Raw genomic sequence first — 23,756 nt, 5'->3', positions numbered from 1 at the left:
AGGGCCTTGGTGCGAAGCGCCGTGTTTTTGCGTGTATAATGCGGGCTTCCGACAACAACGCGGCTGTAGCTCAGTTGGATAGAGTACTTGGCTACGAACCAAGGGGTCGTGGGTTCGAATCCTGCCAGCCGCGCCAAACACCCAAGGCCAGTCCCAGCGACTGGCCTTTTTTATGCGCCGTGGCCCATGGCTGCACCCGCTGACATCGTCGTCCATGACCTGACCGCAGGCTACGAGCGCCACCCGGCGGTGCACCACGTCAGCCTGCGCTGGCCGGCCGGTGCGCTGGCCGCGGTGGTGGGGCCCAACGGGGCGGGCAAGTCCACGCTGCTCAAGTGCGTGGCGGGCCGGCTGCGGCCCATGCACGGCCGTATCCACGGCGTGGCGCCGGCGCAGGTGGCGTACCTGCCACAGCTCAGTGAGGTTGACCGCAGCTTTCCGATCACGGTGGCCGAGCTTGTCGCCATGGGTCTGTGGCACGAGCTGGGGCCGTGGCGGCGGCCCGACGCCGGCCAGCGCGCGCGCGTGGCCCATGCGCTGGCCGAGGTGGGGCTGCACGGCTTCGAACGGCGCACGCTCGACACCCTCTCGGGCGGCCAGTTCCAGCGCGCGCTGTTTGCCCGCCTGATGCTGCAAGACGCCCCGGTGGTGCTGCTGGACGAGCCGTTCACGGGGGTCGATGCGCGCACGCTGCAAGAGCTGCTGTGTGTGCTGCGCCGTTGGCACGAGCAGGGCCGCACGGTGATCGCCGTGCTGCACGACCTGGAACTGGTACGCGCAGCCTTTCCTCTGGCCACGTTGCTGGCGCGCGAGCTGGTGGTGCACGGCCCCACGGCTGCGGTGCTGACCGAGGCCAACCTGCTGCGCGCGCGCCAGTTGCAAGAGGCCTTTGACGACACCGCCGAGGTGTGCGACCTGCCCGACCCCGGGGCAGTGCCCCACGCAGCGGAGGCCAGCCATGGGCATTGAGGCGTGGTGGACGGCGCTGCTGGCCAGCACGGGGCTGGAGTTCGACTTCATGCGCCGGGCGGCGATTGGCTGCGCGTTGCTGGCGCTGGGCGCGGCCCCGGTGGGGGTGCTGCTGATGCTGCGCCGCATGAGCCTGATGGGCGACGCCATGTCGCACGCCATCTTGCCCGGCGCGGCGCTGGGCTACTTGGCGGCCGGCCTGTCGCTGCCCGCGATGACGTTGGGCGGCGTGGTGGGCGGTGTGGTGGTGGCGCTGGCCGCCGGGGCCGTGGCGCGCCACACCGTGCTGCGCGAAGACGCCGCCCTGGCCGCGTTGTACTTGGTGTCGTTGGCGCTGGGGGTGCTGATCATCTCGGTGCGCGGCACCCAGGTCGATTTGCTGCACGTGCTGTTCGGCTCGGTGCTGGCGTTGGACGATGGGGTGCTGGTGTTGCTGGCGGGGGTGTCGGCCGTGACCGTGGGCGGGCTGGTGCTGCTGTGGCGGCCGCTGGTGATGGAGTGCGTCGACCCGGCGTTTTTGCGCGGCGTCAGCCCCTGGGGCGCGTGGGCGCACCAAGGGTTTTTGGCGCTGGTGGTGATCAACCTGGTGGCGGCGTTTCACGCCCTGGGCACGCTGATGGCGGTGGGCATGATGGTGTTGCCGGCTGCCAGCGCCCGGCTGTGGGCGCGGCGCTGGCAGCCGATGCTGCTGTGGGCCGTGGCCACCGCCACCGCCGCAGGCTGGTTGGGGCTTTGGTTGTCGTACCAGATGGAGTGGCCCACCAGCCCGACCATCGTGCTGCTGCTGGGGGCGTGGTACGCGCTGTCGCTGCTGGTGGCGCCGCACGGTTGGTGGCGGCAGCAGCATGTCCCCCACCGCCACCTGCGTGGCTGAAGGCGGCTAAGCTTACGCCCCATGCAAGCTTGGCGCGCTTCCCTGCTGTGGTTCGACCCGCACGCTGACGGTCCTCAGGCCCACTTCGAACACGATGGTTTGCTGGTGACCGCACCGGACGCGGCCGGGGTGCAGCGGGTGCTGGCCGTGGGTGCCTTCGCCGCGGTGCGTGCGGCGCACCCCACCGTGCCGGTGCGTGACCACCGGGGCTGGCTACTGGCACCGGGGTTCATCGACCTGCACGTGCATTACCCGCAGACCGACATCATCGGCGCGCCGGCCGAGGGGCTGTTGCCCTGGCTGCAACGCTACACCTTCCCACAGGAAGCGCGCTTGGCCGACGCCGACCACGCCCACGCGGTGGCCCGCTTCTTTTTGGACGAGATGGCGCGCCATGGTGTGACCACGGCACTGACCTGGGCCACGTCGCACCCGGCGTCGGTCGAAGCGCTGCTGAGCCAGGCCCAAGCCCGCGGTCTGCGCTGGATCGCCGGCAAGGTGCTGCAAGACCGCCACAGCCCCGACGGCGTGCGCGACGACACCGAAACCAGCTTGCGCGACACCGAGGTGCTGCTGCAGCGCTGGCACGGGCGCGGGCGGCTGGGCTACGCCATCACGCCGCGCTTTGCCCCCAGTTGCAGCGACGCGCAACTGCGCGGGGCGGGCGAGTTGGCCGCCCGCTACCCCGACGTGTGGATCCAGTCGCACGTGGCCGAACAGGTCGACGAGGTGCGCTGGGTGCGCGAGCTCTACCCGCACGACCGCAGCTACCTGGCGGTGTACGAGCGCTTTGGCCTGCTGCGCCCGCGCGCCGTTTACGGGCACGGCATCTACCTGGAGGACGACGATTGGGCGCTGCTGCGCCACAGCGGCGCGGCCATCGCCGTGGCCCCGACCAGCAACCTGTTTTTGGGCAGTGGCTTCTTCGACTACGCGGCGGCGCGCGCGGCGGGGATCGTGCTCGGTTTGGCCAGCGATGTGGGGGGCGGCATGAGCTTTAGCCCCCTGGTGACGATGCGCATGGCCTACACGGTGGGGCGCGCCGCCGTGCGCGGCGATGGCAAGGCCAAGCAAGGGGTGAGCCTGGAGCCGTTGGACTTGTGGTGGCAGCACACCGCCGGGGCGGCGCGTGCGCTGGGCCTGGCCGGCACGGTCGGTTCGCTGGCCCCCGGCAGTGAAGCGGACTTTGTGCTGCTGGACCCCGCCGCCACGCCGTTGCTGGCGCGCCGCTGCGCGCAGGCGCAGTCGTTGGCGGAGTGGTTGTTCGCCCTCATCATGCTGGGCGACGACCGTGCCGTGCGCGCCGTGCACGTGGCCGGGGCGGCGCAGCAACACAACTTGACATGACCGACACACGGCAGCAGTGCACCGGTGGCACGATGGCGCCCACGATGACGACACCCACCCACCCGATGACCGCGCGCCGGCGCCTAACCTGGCTGGCGGTGCCGATGCTGGCGCTGGCCGGGTGCGCCAGCGCCCCGCCGGCGCCCGGGCCGGTGCTCAGCGTCGAGACGCCGACCGCGTGGACGGCGCTGGACGGTGCCGTGCCGGTGCCGCCCGACGGGCCATCGGCGTGGGACGTGGCGCGTTGGTGGGAGGGGTTGGGTGATGCCGCGCTGACGGCCTGGGTGCAGGCGGCGCTGCAAACCAACACCGACGTGCGCGCGGCCCAGGCCGCGCTGGCGCAAGCCCGCGCGGTGCGCGAAGCGGCGCAAGCCGCCACTTGGCCCAGCGTTGATGCCAGCGTGGGCGCACGCCAGGCGCGCACCCAGGCGGGCGGTGCCCACGCCGTCAGTGCCGGGCTCGATGCCCAGTGGGAACTGGACCTGTGGGGTCGACGCAACGCGGCCGTGCAAGCCAGCGAAGCGGACGAGCGCGCCACGGCGGCGTCGCTGGCCTGGACGCGCGTGTCGCTGGCGGCCGAGGTGGCGGCGGCTTACTGGGACCTTTGGAGCGCGCAGCAGCGCCTGCAAACCGCCCAGCAGAGCCTGGCCGCGCAAACCGACAGCGTGCAATTGACCCAGTGGCGCGTGCAGGCCGGCCTGAGCGCGCAGCAAGACCTGGACAGCGCGCGCGCGAACCTGGAGCAAACCCGCGCCAGCGTGGCTGCGCTGCACGCCAGCGCACGCCAAGCGCTGCACGCGCTCAACCTGCTGGCCGGCCGCCCGGCGGGCGCTGCGCCGTTGGCGCAACCCGCCGAGCGTGCGCCCGAGCCGCCGCCGGCCTGGACCCTGCCGGTACCCGCCGACACCCTGCGCCAGCGTCCGGACGTGGCCGCCGCCTGGGCGCGCTGGCAGGCCGCCGCGGCGCGCGTGGCGCAGGCCGACGCGGCCCGGTTGCCCACGCTGACGTTGACGGGCAGCCTGAGCTGGCAAGCCCCGCGGGTGAGCGAGCTGCTGGACCCCGCTGCATTGACCCGTGCGCTGGTGGCCAGCGTCGCCGCGCCGCTGTTCGACGCGGGTCAGCGCCAGGCCCAGGTGCGCCAACAACAGGCCGCGCTGGAGCAAGCCCGCGCGGCGCTGGAAGGGGCGTTGCTGGCGGCGCTGCGTGACGTCGAAAACGCCCTGGTGGCCATCGCCAGCGATCGCGCCCGCGTGCAGCACCTGCTGGCCGCCGAAGAAGCCGCGGCCGCGGCGCTGCAGCAGGCCACGCTGCGCCACCGCGCCGGGCTGACCGACCTGCGCACGCTGTTGGACGCCCAGCGCAGCTGGCTGGCCGTGCGCAGCGAGCGCATCGCCGCCCAGGCGCAGTGGGCCACGGACCACGCGCGCCTGTTCAAAGCCCTGGGTGGGGGCTGGCAACCCGCCGACACCGACCCGGTGCCCGAACGATCGAGGTGACCCTGATATGCCTTGGTGGAAACGAACGACACGCCCTTCCGACGCCGACGTGCAGCGCTTGCTGGGCGACGAACGTCCGCGGCCGCTGTGGCGGCGACCCTGGCCTTGGCTCGCGCTGCTGGTGCTGCTGGCCGCAGGCTGGGGCTGGCAGCGCTGGCAGGTGCGCAGCGCCGAGCAGGCCCGCCCGGTGTACGTGACCGAGCCCCTCAAGCGCGGTGACCTCGTGCTCAACGTCACGGCCAACGGCACGCTGGAGCCGGTGCGTTCGGTCAACATCGGCAGCGAGCTGTCCGGCACCGTGCGCGAGGTGCTGGTCGACGTCAACGACCGCGTGCAGCGCGGGCAGGTGCTGGTGGTGCTGGACACCGCCAAGCTGCAAGACCAGGTCAACAGCGCGCGTGCGGCGCTGGCGTCGGCGCAGGCGCAGGTGGCGCAGGCCGACGCCACCGCCGCCGAGGCCGAGGCCAACCTGAAGCGCTTGCAAACGCTGGCGCAGCTCAGCGGCGGCACCACGCCGTCGCCCAGCGAGCTCGAAGCCGCCCAGGCCGCGCTGCAGCGCGCCCGCGCCGCTCAGGAGGTGGCCCGGGCGGCGGTGGAGCAGGCGCGCGCCACCCTGTCCACCAACGAAACCAACCTGGCCAAAGCGTCGATCCGCTCGCCCATCGACGGTGTGGTGCTGGCGCGCAACGTCGACCCAGGCAACGCCGTGGCGGCGTCGCTGCAGGCGGTCACGCTGCTGACCATTGCGCAGGATCTGCGCCGCCTCAAGCTCGACGTGGCGGTGGACGAAGCCGACGTCGGCCATGTGCGCGAAGGTCAAAGCGCCTCGTTCACGGTGAGTGCCTATCCGCGGCGGCGCTACCCGGCGCAGGTCGAGCGTGTCGCCTACGGCGCCACCAAGACCGACAACGTCGTCACCTACAGCGCCTCCCTGGGCGTGGCCAACGACGACCTGTCGCTGCGGCCCGGCATGACGGCCACCGCCACCATCCGCGCCGCCGAGCGCAAGGACGTGTGGCTGGTGCCCAACACGGCGCTGCGCTTTGCGCCCAGCGAACCCACGGCCCCCAGCGCCGGTGGTGGGCTGGCCAGCCTGTTGATGCCCAAGCCGCCCAGCGCCGGGAGCAAAACGGTGCGCGTCGACACCCGCACCGGCGGGCCGCGCCAGATCTGGGTGCTGCGTGACGGCCAGCCGCAGGCGCTGCCGGTGACGGTGGGCATCAGCGACGGTCGCATGACCGAAGTCAGCGGCGAGGGCTTGGCCGACGGCCTGCCGGTGATCGTCGAGCAACGCAGCAACGGGCGCGGCGCGCGATGAGCACCTCGGCACCGGCTCCGCTGATCGCCCTGGTGGGGGTGCAACGCACCTACGGCAGCGGCTCGGCGGCCTTTCAGGCCCTGCGCGGCATCGATCTGGAGGTGCGCGCCGGCGAGTTTGTCGCCATCATGGGGCCCAGCGGCTCGGGCAAATCCACGGCGATGAATATCCTCGGCCTACTCGACACCCCCAGCGCCGGGCAATACCGCTTCCAGGGCGTGGCGGTGCAGCGCTTGGCGCGCGACGAGCGCGCGCTGCTGCGGCGGCGCTACTTCGGTTTTGTTTTCCAGGGTTTTCACCTGCTGCCGCGCACCACCGCGCTGGAAAACGTCGAGCTGCCGCTCATTTACCGCGGCGAGCGCGCGCGCACGCGCCACGCCGCCGCGCGCGCCGCGTTGGCCGAGGTGGGCCTGGCGGGATGGGAGCACCACACGCCGGCGGAGCTGTCCGGGGGCCAGCAGCAGCGCGTGGCCATCGCGCGCGCCATCGTCACCCAGCCGCAGGTGCTGCTGGCCGACGAGCCCACCGGCAACCTGGACTCGCAGCGCAGCCACGAGATCATGCAGCTCATCACCCGCCTCAACCGCGAGCGTGGCATCACCGTGCTGATGGTCACGCACGAAGCCGACATCGCCGCCTACGCGCAGCGTATCGTGCACTTTCGCGACGGCCGCATCGAGCGCGAGGAGCAGCGCGACACCACGGCGGCGACCGGCCTGGAGGCCTGACGGCGATGTGGTTCAACACCTTGCTGCTGGCACTGCGCTCGATCCGGCGCAACCTGCTGCGCTCGTTTCTGACGGTGCTGGGCGTGGTCATTGGCGTGGCCGCCGTGGTGACGATGGTCACGGTCGGCAACGGCGCCACGCGCGCCATCCAGACGCAAATCGCCAGCCTGGGCGTCAACCTGCTGCAGGTGCGCCCCGGGCAGCGCCTGGGGCCGGGTGGCTCGGGTGGCGCGCCGTCGTTCAAGCTGGCCGACGCCCACGCCATCGCCACCCAGGTGCCGGGGGTGCTGGCGGTGGCGGCCGAGACACGCTCCAGCGGCGCAGTGGTGGCCAACGGTCGCAACTGGAGCGCCAGCCTGATCGGCGGCTCGGCGGACTGGATGCTGACCAACAACTGGACCCTGGCCGACGGCCGCCCGTTCACCGACGACGAGCAACGCGTTGGCGCGGCGGTGTGCATCCTGGGCGAGACGGTGCAGCGCGAGCTCTTTGGCACCAGCTCACCGGTGGGCGCCAGCGTGCGCGTGCGCCAGATCCCGTGCGAGGTGGTGGGTGTGCTCGCCCCCAAGGGCACCGGCGCGTTTGGTCAGGACCAGGACGACTTCGTGCTGATGCCGATCACCACGCTGCACCGCCGCGTGGTGGGCCACACGCGCGTGTTCACACTGCACGTGTCGATGCAAGACGGTGCCGACGCCGACGCCGTCAAGGCCGCCCTACGTGCCGTGCTGCGCGAACGCCGCAGCCTGGCCGACGGCGAGGAGGACAACTTCAACATCCTGGACACTGCCCAGCTGGCCGACACGATGGCCGGCACGACCCGCATCATGACGATGCTGCTGGGCGCGGTGGCCGCGGTCAGCCTCGTGGTGGGCGGCATTGGCATCATGAACATCATGCTGGTCAGCGTCACCGAGCGCACGCGTGAAATTGGCCTGCGCCTGGCCATCGGCGCGCGCGAGCGCGAGGTGATGGGCCAATTCCTCGTCGAGGCGGTGGTGCTGGCGGCGTTTGGCGGGCTGGTGGGGCTGCTGCTGGCGCTGGCCGCCAGTGTTGGGCTCAGTCTGGCGATGGACGTACCATTCGTTTTCGAACCCGCCATCAACGTCCTGGCGTTCACCGTGGCGGCGCTCATCGGCGTGGCGTTTGGCTACTTCCCCGCCCGCCGCGCCGCCCGGCTGGACCCCATTGAGGCGCTGCGGCATGAGTGAGACGGTGGCGGAAGCGGTGAGATTCGAACTCACGAACGGTTGCCCGTTGCTGGTTTTCAAGACCAGTGCAATCGACCACTCTGCCACGCTTCCTACAACTGTTTTCAAGACCGGTGCCTTCAACCACTCGGCCACACTTCCGCAGGCGTGGCCGCCATTGTAGCCGCGCGGGCATGTGGCAGGGGCATGGGCTGGGTGGCCGCTGGTCGTGGCGCGGACGCCGGTAGGGCCGGGCCTGACGCCGGTGTCGGAAAAAACCTGACAGCACAAACAGTGCGCGGCTGACTCCAGCGCCGCGCCGGCTTGCCTACAGTGAAACCGTCGCCGTTGCACCGTAGGAGACCACCATGCAAGCGCCAACGTCCCACGAACCCGCCATCGTGCCGCGCGCCGGCTGGTACGCCGTGCCGGCGCCGGCGTGGCATGCCGAGCACGATATCGCGATGCGCCGCGAGCGGTTGCCGTTCCGGATCCGCGTGACGCGCCGCCAGGCCGATTTACGCCGCGTGGCGCAACTGCGCTACGACGCTTACGCGCGCCACTTGCCGGCTGCGCTGACGCAAGGGCTGCTGCAGGTCGATCCGTTGGACCTGGCGCCGGGCGTGGCGGTGCTGATGGCCGAATCCCGCGCCGATGGCGAATTGCTGGGCACGCTGCGCATCCAGACCAACGAGCACCGGCCGCTGGCGTTGCAGCAGTCGTTCGAGCTGCCGGCGTGGATGGCCGGCGCCCGCTGCGCCGAGGTGACACGGCTGGCGGTGACGCAGCGCGCCGACAGCCGGCTGGTCAAGACCGTGATGCTGAAGGCCGCCTACTGTTGGTGCGAACGCGCCGGGGTGCGTTACGTGCTGGTGACGGCGCGCTCGCCGCTGGACCGGCAGTACGCGCGGCTGATGTTCCGCGATGTCGACCCGGCCAAGGGGTTCGTGCCGCTGGAACACGTGTTTGGGCTGCCGCACCGTGTGATGTACTGCGACATCGCCACCGCGCGCTTCGAGGGAGCGGGTCACCCGCTGTACGACTTTTGGTTCAACACCGATCACCCGGACATCGAGCTCGATGCTGGCGACGGTGGCACGGTCGGCTGACCCAGCACCCAGTCGACTTCGGCCAGCTCGTCGTCGGCCGGGCGGGTGTCGAGGTAGACGCGGATGCGCTCATCCGAGATGAAGTCGGCGCCGCTGCGCGCGCTCAGGATGCGCTGCGGGGTCACGGGGTGCGACAGCGCCCAGCCTTGCACGTAGTCCACGCCGATTTCGGCCAGCGTTTCGACGGTGTCGTAGTCCTCGGCCCACTCGGCGATGGTTTTCATGCCGAGGTTTTGCGCCAGGCTGACGATGGCTTCGACGATGGCGACGTTGGCCGGGTGGCGCGTCATGTTGACGATGAAGCTGCCGTCGATCTTGAGGATGTCGGCCGGCAAGTCCTTGAGGTACGAAAACGACGTGTAGCCGGCGCCAAAGTCGTCCAGCGCCACGCGCGCACCGTAGCTGCGCACACGGTCGATGAAGCGCCGCGTGTTGCCGACGTCGTGCAGGGCCACACTTTCGGTGATTTCCAGACACAGGCGCGACGCCACCTGCGCGTGCTGCAGCAGCAGCGTGTAGACGTCGTGGATGAAGCGCTCGTCGTTGAGCGAGGCGCCGCTGACGTTGACGCACACCAACTGGCTGGCGGGCAGCTTGTCGCGGTGTTCGTCCAGCCAGCGCAGCGTGCCCGACAGCACCCAGCGGTCGATGGTGCTCATGCGGCCCGCGTGCTCGGCGGCACGGATGATGCGCTCGGTCGGCACGCGGCTGCCGTGTTCGTCCATCATGCGCAGCAGCACTTCGAAGTTGAGCGACTGGTGCGGGTGGCGCAGTGACACGATCGGCTGCATTTCCAGGAACAGTCCTTCGATCTCGTGCCCATCGGCCAGGCGCTGCACGAGCTGCATCTCCGCTTCGTGTTCCTGGAACACGCGCGCGCCGTGCTCATAGACCACGAGCCCGGTTGCAGGGTTGCGCTTGGCCTGGCGGCAGGCGCGGTCGGCCGTGGCCAGCACATCCTTGACGGTACTGCCGGAGGTGACTTCGATCAGGCCGATGGAGCCACGTACCTGGAACGCGCGGTCGCCGACGCTGTACGGCTCGCTGCTCAGCCGCAGCAGGATGTCGCGGCAGACCGTTTCGGCACGGTGCAGCGGCGTGTCGAGCACGACGATCAGGAACTCGTCGCCGCCGACGCGGCCCAGGTACATGTGCGGCGCCAGCGGCGCCTGCACCCGCTCGCAGACCTGTTGCAGCACGGCGTCGCCGGCCAGGTGTCCGTACAGGTCGTTGATGAGCTTGAAGCGGTCCAGATCCAGGTACGCCACCGCCAGTGGCTTGCCGCGGCGCAGCCGCTGCAGGCCACGGCTCAGGCAGGCTTCGACGCCGCGCCGGTTGAGCACCTTGGTCAGCGGGTCGTGGTCCGCTAGAAATTGCAGGTGTTCGTGCGCCCGCACGCGGTCGGAGATGTCTTGCAGCGTGCCTTCGATGGTGTCGCCCGCACGTGCGGCGCGCACCAAAAAGCGCTGACCGCCACCGTCGGCCCCGGCCAGCCCGGTTTCGAACTCGACCGTCTGTCCGGGCTCGGCGCCGCCGCTGAGCTTGGTCCAATCCGCCGCCGGAAAAATCGCGTCCCAGCGCTGTCCTTCCAGCTCCAGCGGGCGTTGCAGCAGCGTGTGCATGGCGGGGTTGGCGCTCAAAAAGCGCCCCTGCGCGTCCAGCGTAAACAGGCCAATCGGGATGAAGTCGAAGGTGTGTTGCAGTTCGGCCTGCAGCGCCAGACGCTGCTCGTGCTCGAGCCGAAACTGCTCGGCAATGGCCAGCGAGGCCAGCAGGCTCGACGCCAGCGCCGCTGTGACGCTGTTGAACGAGTCCAGCAGCCCCTTGAGCCCCGCCGCGGCTGCGATCACCTCGTAGACGCTGGCCGCCAGTGCGATGCCCATCGCCGCCGCGTACCACATCGCCACCCGCGAGCGCGTGCGCACCAGCATCATCAGCAGCGCGTAGCCCAGCACCAGCACGCCCAGCCCGGTGGCGCTCCAGATGATCGGCAAAAACCAGCGGTATGGCAGCACCAGCGCGGCCAGCAGCACCGGCACGCAGGCCACGATCACCCAGCGCACCGGGCGCAGCAGGCCGATACGCACCAGGTCGGCTTCGAACAGGTAGCGAAACAGCACCACCGTGGCGGTGGAGTACAGCGCCAGCGTGATGCGCCGCAGCGGCACCAGCCAATCGGTCGGCACCAGGTGGCCGAGCCATTGGTAATCCCAGCCGGCCGACAGCGCCGCCATGCGCTGGTTGATGACCAGCCACGCGGCAAAGATCAGGTAGTTGCGCTCGCGGTTGATGAGGCCAGCCACCAACGTGAACAGCGCCAGCATCAACAGCCCGCCATCGAGCCAGCCGGCGTTGCGGTGAAACCGCCGTTCGGCCTGCTCGACGGCGTCGGTCGGCAGCGCATGCACGGTCAACCGTCCGGGGCCGGTGAAGCGCGCCTGGCAGACGATGGCCTCGGGCCAGGCGGGCAAATCCAGCACGAACCCGGCGCGCGAAGGCCGCAGCGCCCCCGAAGCCGTCGTGCCACGCATGCGGTCGACGGCCCCCAGCGGCTGCAGCGTGGCGGCGTCCCAGCATTGCAACGACGTTGCGTGCCGCGACGGAAAATCCAGTACATGGCCAGCGCGGACGCGCAACTCGGCCGGCGTCTCGATCAATACCCACAGCGGCTGTTCCGACAGTCGGGTGTCGCGTGCCGTGGCAGGCGGCAAGCCGCGCAACGCTGGCAGCACGCTGGCCGCGTCGCGCCCCTCGGCGGTGAACATCGTGCGCAGTGGCAGCGCGGGCGCGTCCGTGCCGTCGGCCAATTCCTGCGGCCAGCGCCACAGCGCCAGCAGGGTCAGCAACGTCAGCATGACCGGCACCGCGTAGGCCGTCAGCGTTTGCAGCGCGCGCTCAAGCCGCTCCACGGCAGACGGGGATGCGGCAGGGGTCGCGGCAGAGGCTGGGCTCATGAAGGCGCGGTGCTCCGGTGGGTCGAAGGCTCCCTGTGGCAATGCATTCACCGACTTACGCGATGCTGTAAACAGCAATTATGAAGGTGAAGTGCGTGTTGTGGTGTGACGCTGTGTCAAACTGCGGCCCATGCGCAACACCGACGACATGGCCGATGACGCGTTGGCGGCGTTCGAGCGGCTGATCGCCGACACGCCCAGCCTGCGGCCGCGGGCCGGGCAGCGGGCGATGGCCGAGCGCGTAGCCACCACGTTGGCGCAAGGGACATTGGGCAAAGCCGTCGATGGTGAGGCACCCGCGCGCCGCATCGCCGTCATCGAGGCCGGCACCGGCGTCGGTAAATCGCTGGCGTACCTGACGCCGGCCATTGCCCTGGCACTGCAGCGCGGCACGCGCGTCGTCGTCTCCACCGCCACGGTGGCGCTGCAGGAGCAGCTGGTGCACCATGACCTGCCCGCGTTGGCCGAGCGCATGTCGTGGGACGTGCGCTGGGCGCTGGCCAAAGGCCGCGGGCGCTACGTCTGCCGGCTCAAGCTCGAGCAATGGCTGGCCGACCCCGCTGCCGCCGACGACGAAGGGCACGACGACGAACTGCCGCTGCAGCCCACCGACGCCGCGTCGGAGCAGGCGCGGCGCGCCTGGCTGCACGCCCGCGCCGCCGAGCTCGTGCACGGCCAATGGGACGGCGAGCTCGACAGCTTGGCGCAACCGCCCGAGCCGCGCTGGTGGGCGGCGGTGGCGGCCGACGCGGCATCGTGCAGCGCGCGCCACTGCCCGCTGTACGGGGGATGCGTGTACTTCGAACGGCGCAAAGCGCTCGTTGGCGCGCACGTCATCGTCGTCAACCACGACCTGCTGCTGGCCACGCTGGGCACGCGCCAGTTGCCCGAGCTGGACCAATGCCTGCTGGTGCTGGACGAAGCGCACCACCTGCCGGCCACGGCGCTGGAGCAGTTTGGCTGCCGCACCGGCCTGACGCGGCTGGCCTGGGTGGACCGGCTGGCCAGCCGGGCGCTGCGCGTGGCGCAGGAGGTTGGTTGCGACGCGGTTGCCGACGTGCCCCAGGCCGCCGCGCAGTTGCGCGCGGCGTTGCAGGACGTGGCGCGGCTGTGCGTGCAAGCCTGGGGCGAGAGGCTGCGCGGGTTGGACGAGCCGCTGCGGGTCAGGCTGCCGCATGGCCGATTGCCCGAGGGCTGGGCAGGCCCCTTGGCCCAGGCGGATGCGGCGGCGGGCACGCTGCTGGCCGCGGTGCGAGCCTTGGGGCAGACGCTGCGCGACGCCATGCGCCAGCAGCCCGACGAGGCGCACCGTCTGGCCGCGCTGTACACCCAGTTGGGCACACTGGCGCCGCGGTTGGAGGCGGCCAGCGACACCGTGCGCTGGCTGCTGCACGAGCCTGCGGCGGGGCAGGCGCCGCTGGCCAAATGGTTCACGCTGTACCCGCCCCAAGGCGGCGACGGCACCGTGCGCGTGCTGGCGCACGCCAGCCCCATGTTGCCGGGCGCGCTGCTGCGAACACGGTTGTGGGGTCAGGTGCGCGCCGCGGTGCTGACCTCCGCCACGCTCACCAGCGGCGGGCGGTTCGACTTTTACCTCAACGAGGTTGGCCTGGCGGACGAGCCCGACGTCGCCGTCCAGACCGTGGACAGCCCGTTTGACCACGCCCGCCAGGGCGAACTGGTGCTGGCGGGGGTGGCGGCCGAGCCGCGCGACTTGGCGGCGTACCAGGAGGCGGTGCAACACGCGCTGCTGCGGGACTTGCCCGCGGTGCGGCGCGGCGCGCTGGTGCTGTTCACGTCGCGCGCGCACCTGCAGCGGGTGGCGGCGGCGCTGCCCCCGGCGCTGCGCACGCGCACGCTGGTGCAGGGCGAGCGGCCGCGCCTGCAGTTGTTGCGGCAGCACCGCGAGCGCGTCGCGGCGGGCGAGGCCTCCATCATCCTGGGCTTGCAGTCGTTTGGCGAGGGGCTGGATTTGCCCGGCGACCTGTGCGCCGAGCTGTTCATCACCAAGCTGCCTTTTGCGCCGCCTGACGATCCGGTGGGCGAGGCGCGCGCCGAATGGTTGCGCGCCAGCGGCCGCGATCCGTTCATCGAACTTGTGGTGCCGGCCACCGCGCTGCGGCTCAAGCAGTGGGTGGGGCGGGCCATCCGCACCGAGGCCGACCACGCCCGCATCGTGTGCTACGACCCGCGGCTGAGCACCACCGGGTACGGTCGGATCATTTTGAACAGCTTGCCGCCGTTTCGTCGCTGCCACGCCGCGGCGGGCCGGCCGCAGTCCAGCGTGGCGGTCAGCCCCGAGGTGTGACGATGGCGGCGGCCACCCATCCCCCGCCCAAAGGCCGTGGCAGCGGTCAGCGGCTGGCCCACCGCTACGCTCACGAGGTGCGCGAGCCGTTCGACGACGGCTGGCCCAGCGACGCGGGCACGCCGCCACCCCCGCGCACCGAGCTGCGCTGGGAAGAGGCGCGCAGCGCCCTGAGCTACAACGACTCGCCCGACATCGGCTTTGACCGCTCGCTCAACCCCTACCGCGGTTGCGAGCACGGTTGCGCGTACTGCTACGCGCGCCCCACGCACGCCTACTTGGACTTGTCGCCGGGGTTGGACTTCGAGACCATCATCGTGGCCAAACGGGGCCTGGCCGAGCGGTTGCGCGCCGAGCTGGCGCACCCGCGCTACCGGCCGGCGCCGGTGGCCATTGGCAGCGTCACCGACCCGTACCAGCCGGTCGAGCGCGAGCTCGGCCTGACACGGGCGCTGTTGCAGGTGTTGCACGAGACGAAGCACCCCTGGGTGCTGGTCACCAAGGGCAGCGGGGTCGAGCGCGACCTCGACTTGATCGCGCCGATGGCTGCGCAGGGCTTGTGCGCCGTGTACGTGACGGTGACGACGCTGGACGCGGCGCTGGCGCGGCGGCTGGAGCCGCGCGCGGCGGCCCCGTGGCGGCGGCTGCGCACCATCCGTGCGCTGGTCGACGCCGGCGTGCCGGTGGGGGTGAGCGTGGCGCCGCAAATACCGTTTCTCAACGACGACATGGAGCAGGTGCTGGCCGCCGCGGCCGAGGCCGGCGCGACGCGTGCTTTTTACACCGTGCTGCGCCTGCCGTGGGAGGTGCGCACCGTGTTTGCCGACTGGCTGCAGGCCCACTACCCGCAACGCGCCGCGCGGGTGCTGGCGCGGGTGCGCGAGCTGCACGGCGGCCGCGACTACGACGCCGCCTTTGGCACGCGCATGGCCGGCCGCGGCGTGTGGGCCGACTTGCTGCGCCAGCGCTTTGCGCAGGCCTGCCGACGGCTGGGCCTGCAGCGCGAACCCACACCGCTGGATGTCACGCGCTTTCGGCCCCCGGCGCCCGCCCCCGGGCTGCCGCAGCAGCGTTCGCTGTTCGACTGATACCCGTTACCATTGCGCACCCCGCGCCGCAGCGCGTGCCTACCCCCGAACGATTGGCGACGATGGACGTCATCCCCCGACTCGAACTGCACGGCATCACCAAACGCTACCCCGGCGTGCTGGCCAACGACCATGTATCGTTGACCGTGGCGCCGGGCAGCATCCACGCGGTGCTGGGCGAAAACGGCGCGGGCAAATCCACGCTGATGAAGATCATCTACGGCGTCGTGCAGCCGGACGAAGGCACGATGCGCTTCGATGGCCGCGAGGTGCACCTGAAAAGCCCGCAGCAGGCGCGCGAGCTGGGCATCGGCATGGTGTTTCAGCACTTTAGCCTGTTCGAGACGTTGACGGTGGCGCAAAACGTCTGGCTGGGGTTGCAGGCCGACACCACGCTGCGCGAGGTCAGCGCCGCCATCGAGGCCAAAGCGCGCGAGTTCGGGCTGGAGGTGGACCCGGCGCGGCCGGTGCACACCCTGTCGGTGGGGGAGCGCCAGCGGGTCGAAATCGTGCGCGCGTTGCTCGCGCAGCCGCGGCTGCTGATTCTGGACGAGCCCACCTCGGTGCTGACGCCACAGGCCGTGCAGCGGCTGTTTGGCGTGTTGCGCCAGCTCGCGGCGCAGGGCTGCAGCATTTTGTACATCAGCCACAAACTGCACGAAATCCGCGCGTTGTGCGACACCTGCACCGTGATGCGCGCTGGGCGGATCACCGGCACGGTGGACCCGCGCGCGGTGGACAACGCCGAGCTGTCGCGCTTGATGATCGGCAACGAGCCGCCGCCACTGCCGCCGCACCGCCGCCCCGCGGGCGAGGTGGTGTTGGCGTTGCGCGGGCTGTCGCTCAAGAGCCCGCACGAGTTCGGCACCGACCTGCACGGCGTCGACCTGACGCTGCGCGCGGGTGAGATCGTCGGGGTGGCAGGCGTGTCCGGCAACGGACAGCGCGAGCTGCTGGCAGCGCTGTCGGGCGAGGATACGTCGGCGCCGCCGGGTACCGTGTGGCTGGACGGGCGCGACATTGGGCGCGCGCACCCGGGGCAGCGGCGCCGGCTGGGGCTGCACTTTGTCCCGGAAGAGCGCCTGGGACGCGGCGCCGTGCCGACGCTGGGGCTGGCGCACAACCTGCTGCTGACGCGCTCCGAAGCGGTGGGGCGGGGCGGCTGGCTGCGCCTGGGCGCGCTGCGGGCGCAAGCCATCGGCATCATCGAACGCTACGGCGTCAAGACGGCCGGACCGGACGCGGCGGCGCAGTCGCTCTCAGGTGGCAACCTGCAAAAGTTCATCGTCGGGCGCGAAATCGACGCGCAGCCGCGCGTGCTGGTGGTGTCGCAGCCGACCTGGGGGGTGGACGTCGGCGCGGCGGCGCAGATCCGCGCCGCGCTGGTGGCGCTGCGCGAGGCCGGCTGCGCGGTGCTGGTGGTCAGCGAGGAGCTGGACGAACTCTTCGAGCTGTGCGACCGCCTGGTCGTGCTGTGCAAGGGCCACCTGTCGCCCAGCGTGCCGGTGGCCGAGGCGACGGTGGAGCTGATCGGTGCGTGGATGTCGGGCCTGTGGCCCGGCTCGCCGCTGGCGCACGCCGAGGAGGAGCACCATGGTGCGGCTTGAGCGGCGTCCCCAACCGTCGGCGTGGTGGCGCTGGGCGTCACCGTTGCTGGCGCTGGCGTTGACGGTGGCCATCGGCGTGGTGCTGTTTGCGGTGTTGGGCAAGGATCCGCTGGCGGGGCTGCGGGTGTTTTTCGTCGAGCCGCTGGGCGACCTGCGCGCGCTCAGCGAGCTGCTGCTGAAGGCCACGCCGCTGATGCTGATCGCGCTGGGGCTGGCCATCGGCTTTCGCTCCAACGTCTGGAATATCGGCGCCGAAGGGCAGTTCATCATCGGGGCCGTGTGCGCCAGCGGCGTGGCGCTGGCGCTGCAGGGGGCGGCCTGGCCCACCTGGCCGCTGGTGCTGCTGGCTGGCGCGCTGGGCGGGCTGGCGTGGGCCAGCGTCACCGCGGTGCTGCGCGACCGCTACAACGCCAACGAAATCCTGGTCAGCTTGATGCTGGTGTACGTGGCGGTGCAGTTGCTCAACTACCTGGTCTATGGCCCGTGGAAAGATCCGCTGGGGTTCAACTTTCCACAGACGCAGCGCTTCGGCGCGACGGCGCTGGTGCCACGTCTGCTGCCGGGGCTGCGCGTCAACGTGGGGTTGGTGCTGGCGCTGCTGGCCACGGTGGCGGTGTGGCTGTTTCTGTTTCGCACACGCGCCGGGTTTGCGCAGCAGGTGGGCGGGCTGGCCCCGCTGGCGGCGCGTTACGCCGGTTTTTCGGCGCGCGCGGCGCTGTGGCTGGCCATGGGGGTGACCGGGGCGCTGGCGGGGCTGGCCGGCGCGCTCGAAGTGGCCGGCCCCGTGGGCCAGCTCACACCCCACGTGCCGGTGGGCTACGGCTTTGCCGCCATCATCGTGGCGTTTGTCGGCCGCCTGCACCCGGCCGGCATCACCGGCGCGGCGGTGCTGATGAGCATGTTTTACCTGGGCGGCGAGTTGGCGCAGTCGCGCCTGGGGCTGCCCAAGTCGATCACCGGGGTCTTTCAGGGCCTGCTGCTGCTGACGCTGCTGGCGTGCGACACCCTAATCGCCTACCGGGTGCGCTGGTCGAAAGGTTGATGCGCGATGGAAGCTGTGGCACTGCTGATCGCCGCCTCGCTCAACGCCGGCACGGTGCTGGCCATCGCGGCGCTGGGGCTGCTGATCAACGAGAAGGTGGGCGTCGTCAACCTGGGCGCCGAGGGGCTGATGCTGTGCGGCGCGCTGGCCGGTTTTGCGGCGGTGGTGCACTTTGGGGCGCATCCGCTGGGCTTTCTGGCCGGCATGGGGGTGGCGGCGCTGCTGTCGCTGGTCTTCGGTTGGCTGGTCATCTACCTCAACACCAACCAGTACGCCACCGGGCTGGCGCTCAGCCTGTTTGGCGCCGGGCTGTCCGCTTTCGGGGGGCAGCCCTACACCCAGTACAAGCTGCCGGAGCTGGTCGCGCCCCATGTACCCCTGCTGGGGGATCTGCCCTTTCTGGGCGCCGCGCTGTTTCGCCAGCATGCGCTGGTGTATGCGGCGGTTGCGCTGGCGATAGGGTTGGTGTGGTTTTTTGACCGCACACGCACCGGACTGGTGCTGCGCAGCGTGGGCGAGAACCCGGAGTCCGCCCACGCCCTGGGCTACCCGGTGCGCCGCATTCGGCTGCTGGCGGTGGTGGTCGGGGGCGCGCTGTGCGGGTTGGCCGGGGCCTATGTGTCCACCGTCTACACGCCGCTGTGGGTCGAAGGCATGATCGCCGGCAAGGGCTGGATCGCGCTGGCGCTGACCACTTTTGCCACCTGGCGGCCGGCACGGGTTTTGCTTGGTGCGTATCTGTTTGGCGGCGTGACGATGCTGCAGTTTCACCTGCAAGGCATGGGGGTTCAGGTGCCCAGCCAGTTCCTGACCATGATGCCCTACCTGGCCACCATCGTGGTGCTGGTGCTGATTTCCCGCAGCCCGCTGTGGATCCGCACCCACATGCCCCAGTCCCTGGGCAAGCCGTTTTATCCCGGGTCGTAACATCCCCCTTTTTCACACAGGAGTACTTCCATGATCGATGCGAACAAGCGCGAATGGCTCAAGACCGCGGCCAAGGCCGCGGCGCTGGGGCTGGTGGCGGGCAGCGCCCTCGTGGGCTGCGGCAAGAAAGAGGAGGCCGCCCCCGCCCCGGCCCCCGCCCCGGCCACGCAGGCGCCCAAGCCCGAGCCGTTGAAGGCCGCCTGGGTCTACGTCGGTCCGGTGGGCGATGCCGGCTGGTCGTTTGCGCACGACCTCGGCCGCAAGGCGGTGGAGGCGCACTTTGGTGACAAGGTGCAGACCACCTTCGTCGAAAGCGTGCCGGAAGGCGCCGACGCCGAGCGCGTGATCCGCGACCTGGCCGCGCAGGGCAACAAGATCATCTTTGCCACCTCGTTTGGCTACATGGAGCCGATGCTGAAGGTGGCGCAAGAGTTTCCGGATGTGAAATTCGAGCACGCCACCGGCTACAAGACCGCGCCCAATATGCGCATCTACGACGCCAGTTTCTACCAGGATGCGTACATGGCGGGCATCATCGCCGGGCACATGACCAAGACCAACACGCTCGGCTTCGTGGGCTCCTTCCCGATTCCCGAGGTTTTGCGCAACATCAACGCGTATGCCTTGGGCGCGCAGACCGTCAAGCCCAACATCAAGCTCAAGGTCGTGTGGGTCAACTCCTGGTTCGACCCGCCGAAGGAGACCGAGGCCGCGCAGAGCCTGATCAACCAGGGCGCCGACGTGCTGCTGCAAAACACCGACTCCACCGCCGTGCTGCAGACCGCCGAGAAGAACGGCAAGTACGCCTTCGGCTGGGACAGCGACATGAGCAGCTTCGGTCCGAAGGCGCACCTGGCCTCGGCGGTCGTCAACTGGGGTCCGTACTACGTCCAGGCCGTGCAGGAGGTGCTGGACGGCACGTGGCAGACCAAGCGCACCGTCTGGGGCGTCAAGGAAGGCCTCAACGACCTGATCAAGATCGCCGACGTGGTGCCGGAAGAGGCCAAGAAGAAGGTCGAAGAGGTCAAAGCGGGCCTCAAGAGCGGCGAGTTCGAGGTCTTCACCGGCCCGATCGTCGACAACACCGGCAAGGAAGTGCTGGCCAAGGGCGTCAAGGCCGACCAGGACTGGAAGGACAAGGTCAACTTCTTCGTCAAGGGCGTGGAAGGCAAGATCCCGGCTGGCAAGTGATGGTCGAGCGCGACCACTGGTGGCCGGTGGCGCTGGCCGATGACGTCGGCGCGGCGCCGGTGCCGGTTACGCTGCTGGACGAGCCGCTCGTGCTGTGGCGCGACGGCGCGGGTGCGGTGCAGGCGTTCGCCGACCGCTGCCCGCACCGCGGCGCGCGCCTGTCCCTCGGCGCGGTGGTGGAGGGGCAGCTGCGGTGCCCGTACCACGGCTGGCGCTTCGACGGCGACGGCCGCTGCCGCGCGATCCCGGCGCTGCCGGGCTTTGCGCCACCGGACGGTCACGCCGCCTGCCGCCATGCGGTGGCGCAGGCGCACGGGCTGCTGTGGGTGTGCTTGGGCACCCCCGTCGCGCCCGCGCCGCCGTCGCTGCCCCCTCTGCCGCCGCGGCGCGTCGTGCACGGGCCGTTCGACGTGGCCACCAGCGCCCCGCGCGCGATCGAGAATTTCCTCGACACCGCGCACTTTGCCTACGTGCACGAAGGCTGGCTCGGCGCGCCGACGCACGCCGAGGTGCCGCCGTACGAGGTGACGCTGACCGCCGACGGCCGCCCGGTCGTGCCGGACTACCCGGCCTGGCAGCCGCGCGCCACTGCCCGCGCGCAGGGCGGCGCCTGGGTGCGCTACCGCTACGAGGTGCTCAGTCCCTACGCCGCGCTGCTGCAGAAGCAGCCCGAGGGCGACGCCCCGGCCGACGCCTACGTCATGTGGGCCTGCCCGACGACGCCGGAAACCTGCCGCGTCTGGTTCGTGCAGCACACCACCGACACCACCACCCCGGACGCGGCGCTGCGCGAGTTCCAGAGCGCCATCTTCGCGCAGGACCGCCCGATCCTCGAGTCCCAGACTCCGAAGCGCCTGCCGCTCTTCGGCGGCGAGGCGATGTGCGCCGCCGACCGCCTGAGCGCCGCCTACCGGCGCTACCTGCGCGCGGCCGGCATCACCTTCGGCGTCTGCTGAACAGGGGCGCGCGATGATCCCTGAACCCGACCTGGCTTTCGAGCGCATCGGCCCCGGGCGGCTCGTCGAGCTGCTGAAGCGCGCGCCAAAGGCCGAGCTGCACCTGCACATCGAGGGCACGCTGGAGCCGGAGATGATGCTGGCCCTGGCGCGCCGCCATGGCGTAGCGCTGCCGTACGCCGACGTCGAGGCGGTGCGCGCGGCTTACGCCTTCACCAGCCTGCAGAGCTTTCTGGATCTGTACTACGCCGGCGCCGGCGTGCTGCGCGACGCGCAGGACTTCCACGACCTCGCGTGGGCGTACTTCCAGCGCGCGGCCGCCGACGGCGTGGTCCATGCCGAATGTTTTGTCGATCCGCAGACGCACACGGCACGCGGCATCCCGATGGCCGTGCTGTTCGAGGGATTGGTCGCGGCGCAGCGCCGCGCGCAGACCGAACTCGGGCTGTCGGTGCAGTGGATTTTGTGCGTGCTGCGTCACCTCAGCGAAGACGAGGGGTTGGCGATGCTGGAAGCCGCGCTGCCGTACCGCGAACACTTCATCGGCCTGGGGCTCGACTCCAGCGAGCGCGATCACCCTCCGCGCCAGTTCGTTCGCGTCTTCGAGCGTGCCCGCGCACTGGGGCTGCACGTCGTGGCCCACGCAGGTGAAGAGGGGCCGCCAGACTACATTTGGCAAGCGCTCGACCTGTTGCAGGTGCAGCGCATCGACCACGGCGTGCAGGCGCTGCACGACCCCGCCCTGATGCAGCGGCTGGCGCGCGAGCGCGTGCCGCTGACGGTGTGCCCGCTGTCCAATGTCAAGCTGTGCGTCTATCCCGATTTGACACGGCACCCCTTGGGTCGGCTGCTGGATGCCGGTTTGTGCGTGTCGGTGCATTCGGACGACCCGGCCTACTTTGGCGGCTACGTGGGCGACAACCTGGTGCAGACCGTGGCCGCGCTGGGCCTGAGCGCGCGTCAGGCGTGGCGCTTGTTGGCCAACGGGTTCGAGGCCGCGTTCATCGACGAGCCGACCCGCGCGCGCTACCTGCAGCGGCTCCATGCCGCGTTTGCCGCCGCAGCGGCCTGACTGGCGCGCGTCGCCTACGTAAAATGCAGTGAACGACTGTTGCGCCACGCCACCATGACCATCAAAAGCGACAAATGGATCCGCCGCATGGCGGAGGAATACGGCATGATCGAGCCGTTCGAGCCGGGCCAAATTCGCGAGGTCGACGGACGGCGCGTCATCAGCTACGGTACCAGCAGCTACGGCTATGACATCCGCTGCGCGCCGGAATTCAAAGTCTTTACCAACATCCACAGCACGGTGGTCGACCCGAAGGATTTCGACGAGAAGAGCTTCGTCGATTTTCACGGGGACCACTGCATCATCCCGCCCAACAGCTTTGCGCTCGCGCGCACGGTGGAGTACTTCCGCATCCCGCGCAACGTCTTGACCATCTGTCTGGGCAAGAGCACCTACGCCCGCTGCGGCATCATCGTCAACGTCACGCCTTTCGAGCCCGAGTGGGAAGGCTATGTGACGCTGGAGTTTTCCAACACCACTCCGCTGCCGGCGAAAATCTACGCCGGCGAAGGCTGCGCGCAGGTGCTGTTTTTCGAGAGCGACGAGGTCTGTGACGTCTCGTACCGCGACCGCGGCGGCAAGTACCAGGGGCAGCGGGGCGTGACGCTGCCGCGGGCGTGAGGAACGCGCGGTTCAGGGGCGGGCAGGTCGCGGATACGAATTTCTCGGTCGAATCCCTCGCGAGACGGCGGTTATCAGCCGCAAACAGGAAGGGGTCTGAAAACTCTGCTTTCGTTGACTCGGTACACGGGTGCAGAGTTACGCCGATGCTGTGAGCCTAGGTTATAAGCCAGGTACACTCAGTCGCCCCTGAAATTTTCACCCGAGCCCCAGTTTTGCGTGCATCGAGCCTGGCCTGAGCGATATCGCCCCCACCCCCGCCTCGGCCTGCCGCAACAGGCGCAAAAGAGGGGATGGGCTCGATGTTTTCGTGGCCGGAGCAGCTTACTCTCCTGCTTGCTGATCTGTGGGGTCTTGCCTCGGTGCACGATGCGCACATCCGAGTTGCAGCGCATCCACCCCCCGGTAGCCCCGATCGACGAACACCGTCGCGGGCTCGACCGCACAGTCTTGCATCAGGATCGTGGCCTGCTCGAGCTGTTCGCGCAGGGTGTGTCCGTCATACGGATGGCCATGGAAGGCCCGCGCACCCACGATCAGGTTGCCCTTGAGCGTGCTGGCAATGCCCGCCTTGACGCCGAATTCGTAGGGTGTTCGGGCCTTGCCCTTGCTGATACAGTCGCGCCAGCATTGCGCCAGCGCTCGACCACCCCTTCGTCCGACTCGTTGAAGGCGTGCTTGAGATACAGGAGGCTGATCATGATGCGCAGCGGCACGCGCGGGCGCCCCGCGTGGCTCAAGCGTTCGCGGCGCTGCACCTGTTCACCAAACAGATCGAGATCGGGCATGGCGATGCCCGAGCGCGCCTTGCGCGACAACAGATGCGCCACCGATCCTCCGATTTGCTGTCAGGGCATGCGAGAGGCCAGCACCGCCAGCGGGTGGCGCAGATCGATCATGTGATCGATGCGCGAGCGGAAGAAATCGTCTGTGGCAGGGCGGGCAAACTTCACAGAAAA

General features: G+C 70.1%; 19 protein-coding genes, 2 tRNA genes and 1 pseudogene. 18 read left to right on the top strand and 4 right to left on the bottom strand.

Annotation, left to right across the window (positions count from 1 at the left end; genetic code table 11):
• Positions 1 to 59 precede the first annotated feature (59 nt).
• The 8 genes from Taqua_RS04475 to Taqua_RS04440 all read left to right on the top strand — a co-directional run bounded on the left by Taqua_RS04475 (position 60) and on the right by Taqua_RS04440 (position 7,943).
• A tRNA-Arg gene (locus Taqua_RS04475) sits at positions 60 to 136 on the top strand.
• Between the two features lie 50 nt (positions 137 to 186).
• Entirely contained in the window at positions 187 to 969 is a 783-nt protein-coding gene (aztA, locus tag Taqua_RS04470; RefSeq protein ID WP_144325112.1) for a zinc ABC transporter ATP-binding protein AztA, read from the top strand.
• The gene (locus tag Taqua_RS04465; protein WP_144325110.1) at positions 959 to 1,843 is read left to right on the top strand and encodes a metal ABC transporter permease; all 885 of its coding nucleotides are present in this window, start codon (positions 959 to 961) and stop codon (positions 1,841 to 1,843) included. Before aztA ends, Taqua_RS04465 begins: the two co-directional genes overlap by 11 nt.
• A 21-nt stretch (positions 1,844 to 1,864) precedes the next feature.
• Positions 1,865 to 3,190, top strand: a complete 1,326-nt coding sequence (gene guaD / locus Taqua_RS04460) for a guanine deaminase (protein ID WP_144325108.1) — start codon at positions 1,865 to 1,867, stop codon at positions 3,188 to 3,190.
• A gap of 44 nt (positions 3,191 to 3,234) precedes the next feature.
• Positions 3,235 to 4,686, top strand: coding sequence for an efflux transporter outer membrane subunit (locus tag Taqua_RS04455; RefSeq protein ID WP_185969555.1), 1,452 nt, complete (start codon positions 3,235 to 3,237; stop codon positions 4,684 to 4,686).
• A 7-nt stretch (positions 4,687 to 4,693) separates the two neighbouring features.
• The gene (locus Taqua_RS04450; RefSeq protein ID WP_144325104.1) at positions 4,694 to 6,004 is read left to right on the top strand and encodes an efflux RND transporter periplasmic adaptor subunit; all 1,311 of its coding nucleotides are present in this window, start codon (positions 4,694 to 4,696) and stop codon (positions 6,002 to 6,004) included.
• Positions 6,001 to 6,732 (top strand): ABC transporter ATP-binding protein, encoded by a 732-nt coding sequence (locus tag Taqua_RS04445; protein WP_144325102.1) that lies wholly within the window; start codon positions 6,001 to 6,003, stop codon positions 6,730 to 6,732. Before Taqua_RS04450 ends, Taqua_RS04445 begins: the two co-directional genes overlap by 4 nt.
• A 5-nt stretch (positions 6,733 to 6,737) precedes the next feature.
• On the top strand, positions 6,738 to 7,943 hold the full coding sequence (locus Taqua_RS04440) for an ABC transporter permease (protein ID WP_144325100.1): 1,206 nt from the start codon (positions 6,738 to 6,740) through the stop codon (positions 7,941 to 7,943).
• A gap of 5 nt (positions 7,944 to 7,948) precedes the next feature.
• Here Taqua_RS04440 and Taqua_RS04435 read toward each other — a convergent pair.
• Positions 7,949 to 8,036, bottom strand: a tRNA-Ser gene (locus Taqua_RS04435).
• Positions 8,037 to 8,290: 254 nt separating this feature from the next.
• On the opposite strand from Taqua_RS04435, the gene Taqua_RS04430 reads away from it, so the two are divergent.
• A complete protein-coding gene (locus Taqua_RS04430; RefSeq protein WP_144325098.1) occupies positions 8,291 to 9,031 on the top strand; it encodes an N-acyl amino acid synthase FeeM domain-containing protein in 741 nt (246 codons plus the stop codon).
• On the opposite strand, the gene Taqua_RS04425 is transcribed toward Taqua_RS04430, so the two are convergent.
• On the bottom strand, positions 8,983 to 11,985 hold the full coding sequence (locus tag Taqua_RS04425; protein WP_144325096.1) for an EAL domain-containing protein: 3,003 nt from the start codon (positions 11,983 to 11,985) through the stop codon (positions 8,983 to 8,985). The two genes, Taqua_RS04430 and Taqua_RS04425, sit on opposite strands and share 49 nt — an antisense overlap.
• Positions 11,986 to 12,115: 130 nt before the next feature.
• On the opposite strand from Taqua_RS04425, the gene dinG reads away from it, so the two are divergent.
• The 9 genes from dinG to dcd all read left to right on the top strand — a co-directional run bounded on the left by dinG (position 12,116) and on the right by dcd (position 22,797).
• On the top strand, positions 12,116 to 14,293 hold the full coding sequence (gene dinG, locus Taqua_RS04420; protein WP_185969554.1) for an ATP-dependent DNA helicase DinG: 2,178 nt from the start codon (positions 12,116 to 12,118) through the stop codon (positions 14,291 to 14,293).
• Positions 14,294 to 14,295: 2 nt separating this feature from the next.
• Positions 14,296 to 15,381, top strand: coding sequence for a PA0069 family radical SAM protein (locus tag Taqua_RS04415; RefSeq protein ID WP_144325094.1), 1,086 nt, complete (start codon positions 14,296 to 14,298; stop codon positions 15,379 to 15,381).
• A 62-nt stretch (positions 15,382 to 15,443) separates the two neighbouring features.
• Positions 15,444 to 16,988: an ABC transporter ATP-binding protein gene (locus Taqua_RS04410; RefSeq protein WP_144325092.1), complete on the top strand. Its 1,545-nt coding sequence runs from the start codon at positions 15,444 to 15,446 to the stop codon at positions 16,986 to 16,988.
• Positions 16,975 to 18,030: an ABC transporter permease gene (locus Taqua_RS04405; protein ID WP_144325090.1), complete on the top strand. Its 1,056-nt coding sequence runs from the start codon at positions 16,975 to 16,977 to the stop codon at positions 18,028 to 18,030. Before Taqua_RS04410 ends, Taqua_RS04405 begins: the two co-directional genes overlap by 14 nt.
• Positions 18,031 to 18,036: 6 nt before the next feature.
• Positions 18,037 to 18,957 carry an ABC transporter permease gene (locus Taqua_RS04400; protein ID WP_144325088.1) on the top strand — a complete coding sequence of 307 codons (921 nt, stop codon included), beginning with the start codon at positions 18,037 to 18,039 and terminating at the stop codon, positions 18,955 to 18,957.
• A gap of 30 nt (positions 18,958 to 18,987) precedes the next feature.
• Complete coding sequence (locus Taqua_RS04395; protein ID WP_144325086.1) at positions 18,988 to 20,148, top strand: BMP family ABC transporter substrate-binding protein; 1,161 nt, start codon at positions 18,988 to 18,990, stop codon at positions 20,146 to 20,148.
• The gene (locus Taqua_RS04390) at positions 20,148 to 21,104 is read left to right on the top strand and encodes an aromatic ring-hydroxylating oxygenase subunit alpha (RefSeq protein WP_058616445.1); all 957 of its coding nucleotides are present in this window, start codon (positions 20,148 to 20,150) and stop codon (positions 21,102 to 21,104) included. Before Taqua_RS04395 ends, Taqua_RS04390 begins: the two co-directional genes overlap by 1 nt.
• A gap of 13 nt (positions 21,105 to 21,117) precedes the next feature.
• Complete coding sequence (locus Taqua_RS04385; RefSeq protein WP_144325084.1) at positions 21,118 to 22,176, top strand: adenosine deaminase; 1,059 nt, start codon at positions 21,118 to 21,120, stop codon at positions 22,174 to 22,176.
• Between the two features lie 54 nt (positions 22,177 to 22,230).
• Positions 22,231 to 22,797 carry a dCTP deaminase gene (dcd, locus tag Taqua_RS04380; RefSeq protein ID WP_144325082.1) on the top strand — a complete coding sequence of 189 codons (567 nt, stop codon included), beginning with the start codon at positions 22,231 to 22,233 and terminating at the stop codon, positions 22,795 to 22,797.
• Between the two features lie 381 nt (positions 22,798 to 23,178).
• On the opposite strand, the pseudogene Taqua_RS13460 reads toward dcd, so the two are convergent.
• Positions 23,179 to 23,418, bottom strand: a pseudogene (locus Taqua_RS13460) (IS5/IS1182 family transposase); the annotation flags it as partial.
• Complete coding sequence (locus Taqua_RS13710) at positions 23,334 to 23,585, bottom strand: transposase (RefSeq protein ID WP_268807361.1); 252 nt, start codon at positions 23,583 to 23,585, stop codon at positions 23,334 to 23,336. The pseudogene Taqua_RS13460 and the gene Taqua_RS13710, both read right to left, overlap by 85 nt.
• Positions 23,586 to 23,756: the final 171 nt, after the last annotated feature.

The organism is Tepidimonas aquatica, from assembly GCF_007556585.1.
Lineage (GTDB): Bacteria > Pseudomonadota > Gammaproteobacteria > Burkholderiales > Burkholderiaceae_C > Tepidimonas > Tepidimonas aquatica.
The sequence above is the reverse complement of the archived record's forward strand: the minus strand, read 5'-3'. Positions and strand labels throughout refer to the sequence as shown.

Coding starts and splice junctions, on each gene's coding strand:
- guaD (WP_144325108.1), top strand. CDS start 1,865: ATGCAAGCTTGGCGCGCTTCCCTGCTGTGGTTCGACCCGCACGCTGAC.
- Taqua_RS04450 (WP_144325104.1), top strand. CDS start 4,694: ATGCCTTGGTGGAAACGAACGACACGCCCTTCCGACGCCGACGTGCAG.
- Taqua_RS04425 (WP_144325096.1), bottom strand. CDS start 11,985: ATGAGCCCAGCCTCTGCCGCGACCCCTGCCGCATCCCCGTCTGCCGTG.
- Taqua_RS04445 (WP_144325102.1), top strand. CDS start 6,001: ATGAGCACCTCGGCACCGGCTCCGCTGATCGCCCTGGTGGGGGTGCAA.
- Taqua_RS04465 (WP_144325110.1), top strand. CDS start 959: ATGGGCATTGAGGCGTGGTGGACGGCGCTGCTGGCCAGCACGGGGCTG.
- Taqua_RS13710 (WP_268807361.1), bottom strand. CDS start 23,585: ATGCCCGATCTCGATCTGTTTGGTGAACAGGTGCAGCGCCGCGAACGC.
- Taqua_RS04395 (WP_144325086.1), top strand. CDS start 18,988: ATGATCGATGCGAACAAGCGCGAATGGCTCAAGACCGCGGCCAAGGCC.
- aztA (WP_144325112.1), top strand. CDS start 187: ATGGCTGCACCCGCTGACATCGTCGTCCATGACCTGACCGCAGGCTAC.
- Taqua_RS04400 (WP_144325088.1), top strand. CDS start 18,037: ATGGAAGCTGTGGCACTGCTGATCGCCGCCTCGCTCAACGCCGGCACG.
- Taqua_RS04390 (WP_058616445.1), top strand. CDS start 20,148: ATGGTCGAGCGCGACCACTGGTGGCCGGTGGCGCTGGCCGATGACGTC.
- dcd (WP_144325082.1), top strand. CDS start 22,231: ATGACCATCAAAAGCGACAAATGGATCCGCCGCATGGCGGAGGAATAC.
- Taqua_RS04430 (WP_144325098.1), top strand. CDS start 8,291: ATGCAAGCGCCAACGTCCCACGAACCCGCCATCGTGCCGCGCGCCGGC.
- Taqua_RS04455 (WP_185969555.1), top strand. CDS start 3,235: ATGACGACACCCACCCACCCGATGACCGCGCGCCGGCGCCTAACCTGG.
- Taqua_RS04410 (WP_144325092.1), top strand. CDS start 15,444: ATGGACGTCATCCCCCGACTCGAACTGCACGGCATCACCAAACGCTAC.
- Taqua_RS04385 (WP_144325084.1), top strand. CDS start 21,118: ATGATCCCTGAACCCGACCTGGCTTTCGAGCGCATCGGCCCCGGGCGG.
- Taqua_RS04415 (WP_144325094.1), top strand. CDS start 14,296: ATGGCGGCGGCCACCCATCCCCCGCCCAAAGGCCGTGGCAGCGGTCAG.
- Taqua_RS04440 (WP_144325100.1), top strand. CDS start 6,738: ATGTGGTTCAACACCTTGCTGCTGGCACTGCGCTCGATCCGGCGCAAC.
- Taqua_RS04405 (WP_144325090.1), top strand. CDS start 16,975: ATGGTGCGGCTTGAGCGGCGTCCCCAACCGTCGGCGTGGTGGCGCTGG.
- dinG (WP_185969554.1), top strand. CDS start 12,116: ATGCGCAACACCGACGACATGGCCGATGACGCGTTGGCGGCGTTCGAG.